Annotated in this window: 6 protein-coding genes and 1 pseudogene; 3 read left to right on the forward strand and 4 right to left on the reverse strand. The window is 36.5% G+C overall.

Annotated features, from left to right (window positions below):
* Window positions 1-175, reverse strand: a pseudogene (locus B0186_RS11560) (IS256 family transposase); the annotation flags it as partial.
* A gap of 25 nt (window positions 176-200) precedes the next feature.
* Window positions 201-485: a hypothetical protein gene (locus B0186_RS10735; RefSeq protein WP_211272443.1), complete on the reverse strand. Its 285-nt coding sequence runs from the start codon at window positions 483-485 to the stop codon at window positions 201-203.
* Between the two features lie 61 nt (window positions 486-546).
* On the opposite strand from B0186_RS10735, the gene B0186_RS10740 reads away from it, so the two are divergent.
* Both B0186_RS10740 and B0186_RS10745 read left to right on the forward strand, forming a co-directional pair.
* Window positions 547-798, forward strand: a complete 252-nt coding sequence (locus B0186_RS10740; RefSeq protein WP_078219394.1) for a type II toxin-antitoxin system RelE family toxin — start codon at window positions 547-549, stop codon at window positions 796-798.
* On the forward strand, window positions 782-1,129 hold the full coding sequence (locus B0186_RS10745) for a helix-turn-helix domain-containing protein (RefSeq protein ID WP_078219397.1): 348 nt from the start codon (window positions 782-784) through the stop codon (window positions 1,127-1,129). The genes B0186_RS10740 and B0186_RS10745 overlap by 17 nt, the downstream gene beginning before the upstream one ends.
* A 181-nt stretch (window positions 1,130-1,310) precedes the next feature.
* On the opposite strand, the gene B0186_RS11725 is transcribed toward B0186_RS10745, so the two are convergent.
* A complete protein-coding gene (locus B0186_RS11725; protein ID WP_158077982.1) occupies window positions 1,311-1,676 on the reverse strand; it encodes a hypothetical protein in 366 nt (121 codons plus the stop codon).
* A 23-nt stretch (window positions 1,677-1,699) separates the two neighbouring features.
* Window positions 1,700-2,386, reverse strand: a complete 687-nt coding sequence (locus B0186_RS10750; protein WP_078219400.1) for a helix-turn-helix domain-containing protein — start codon at window positions 2,384-2,386, stop codon at window positions 1,700-1,702.
* Window positions 2,387-2,607: 221 nt separating this feature from the next.
* Here B0186_RS10750 and B0186_RS10755 point away from each other — a divergent pair.
* Window positions 2,608-2,714, forward strand: a 107-nt coding sequence (locus B0186_RS10755) for a helix-turn-helix domain-containing protein (RefSeq protein WP_235817227.1), incomplete at its 3' end; no start/stop codon positions are given.

The following is a 2,714-nucleotide window of genomic DNA, read 5'->3' on the forward strand; positions in this document are numbered from 1 at the left end:
TTTTGCCTTTTCTGGGCTGATGCTTTTCATAGCCAAGGTGGTCGGTCAGCTCACCATTTAACGCCGCTTCTACCGTGATTTTTTTGAGCATTCGTGAAAACTGATTAAGGTCTTCTGGGGTTTTTAGGGTTTTGGCAAATTCCGCTGCCAAGGCGTGGAGTTGTTTTTCGTTCATAATAAAATACCTGTGTCTAGATGTATTATCTCAGAAACAGGTATTTACACAAATTATGGGAGAGGCTCGACTTAAGCTTAGCTTTATTTCCCTCTGAAATTATCCATTGACCATCTACTAGCTGATGTAGTTGGCTTGGTTGAGGATCAATTAATATTGGATAACCTTGTTCATCAGCAACAATTTGTTTACCCCTTGATTGTCCTTCTAGCAAAGTGCGGTATAAGTCTTCGGATATTTCGACCGCACTTTCGGGGATTTGCAGGTGAATATCACTAATATAAAAACCGTCTTTAAAATAAATTGTCATAGCTTGTCCTTTTGTTATTCTGTGTTAAAATAAAACTTATATTTTACTTATATTCATTGTTATGAAATCCGTTATTTTTCAGCCAAAAGCCTTAAAACAATTAAGAAAAATTCCAACAGGGGCGAAAATTGCACAAAAATGCCAAGAACTTGTGAATTTCCCTTTTTGTTCAAATGTGAAAGCCCTTGTTAATCATCGCTATCCATACCGTTTTAGGGTGGGTGATTACCGTGTTTTCTTTGAACTAGTCGGCGATACAATGAATATTATTTCCATTGAAGAGGTTAAAAAACGAGATGAACGCACTTACTAATATTCAATATTTACATGATGAAAGTGGTCACCCTGCTTTTGCGGTTATGCCTATTGCTACTCTCGATTGGCTAAAACAACAAGCAAAACTTTCCTCTCCTTTAGAAACTGGCGTACCTTTTGCTGTTGCGACCTTTGCATTAGAAAATAATTGCTCTGCCCTTGCTGCTTGGCGTGAGCATTTAGGACTAACACAAAAAGAGATAGCAAGCCGTTTAAATATCAGCCAATCTGCTTATAGCCAATATGAAAAAGCCACTCATTTACGCAAGGCAACAAGAGAAAAAATTGCCCTTGCTTTAGGGATTAATGCCGCTCAGTTAGATTTTTAATTATCAGCCTAAAGTAAGTCAAAATCCCTAGAAAATCAGGCTAAGCAAATCATTCATAAAGTGAATGAATGTAGAGAGAATAATGAAGCTTTATCATTTTTCCATTTTGATTCGTTATACTTCAAAGCAAGAAGAACAATTGGAATTATGAATAAAATCATCAACTCAGTTTTATTCATAATTATTTCCAAGTACCAAAGATCAAAAATTCACAGTAGTAATTTCTACGGCCTGATTTCAATTTTAGTGATTCTTTAGTTGAGATAAAATAACCATCACCACCTGAGTAACTACTAGTATATTTAAGCGAGTTATTTTCCTCTTGCAGTTCAATACCTCTGTATAAAACCATTAAAACTAAGAAATAAAAAAAGAATAAGGAATTGGGCGGAATTTTTCGGGAATAAGTGGAACAAACCTTTATAAATCGGGGCTGTGTGGTATCAGCCCCTTTTTTATTGAGCAAGAAAAAGAAAAATAATGAATTGCGAATAATTTGCCAAAAACAACCGCTTGAACCATTAGAACTGCGAAATGCTTGTGGCAAATTTAAGGGCGTTTAAATGGCGTTTAAATCATATCACGCCCAATGAAAACCACCTGCCCTACAACTTCAAAATCTAGACCTTCATTGAAGGCTACATCTATTGGGTCATAGATTGCCTTATTATCGCTGATTAAACGAATACCATTGATAATCCCTTGCACCCGTTTAACCCAAAACTGCTCGCCTGAACGTAGCACATAGATTTTACCATCTCTTGGTGTTGTCGCATTACGATTAATTAACAACATATCCCCATCATTAATAGTTGGATACATTGAATCCCCTTCTGCCATAATAAACGCAAGGCTATTGCGATATAAGCCTCTGCTATCAATCCAACGTTTACTCAAACCAATATAGTCTTCAGGAGCATAAATGTCGCTATTAACTGCCCCAAATCCAGCAGATGCGGTTGCGCTATAAAATGGTACTTGCTCCTCTTGTGCAACATCACGTACTTCACTAAATGCCTTTTGTTGCGTTGTTTGTTTTGATGGTGGACTTGAACTAAACCCCAACGCTCTCTGCACATCTTCGGGGAAGGATGAATAATGATATTCAAATGTTTTCCCTTTAACCCCTGATCTTTGTCTTTTTTCCCAATTTTCCCTGTCAGCCTTTTTACTTATTCCTTTATCTGTTTTAGGCAAAGTTTCTAATTCTTTATCTAAAAGTTCTGATACTGACCACCACTCTTTTGAGTTCTTCATAAGCTCCTCTTGTAACGAACTCTGTTCTTTTTAAAAAATTCCAAACTAACTATTGGATTTTGAAAGGAACTTAAAAAGGACCATTATTTTCTTGAAAAGGACCATTAAGTTCATTACAAAGTAGTGGTATAGTTCGTTTCAAGTTACTTAATCAAGTAAGTTTTCTAAGTTAGTTAATCATTTAGGATACCACTCAAATGGAAAAGATCAAAAAAGAAGATATGCACAGAGCAGATATTGTCGCGCTTGTTCGGAAATCGGGTACATCCATTTCAGCTTTATCAGTCAAGGCAGGGCTACGCCCGACCCTATCCCAAATTCTGTGTAA

The organism is Canicola haemoglobinophilus, from assembly GCF_002015075.1.
Classification (GTDB): Bacteria; Pseudomonadota; Gammaproteobacteria; order Enterobacterales; family Pasteurellaceae; genus Canicola; species Canicola haemoglobinophilus.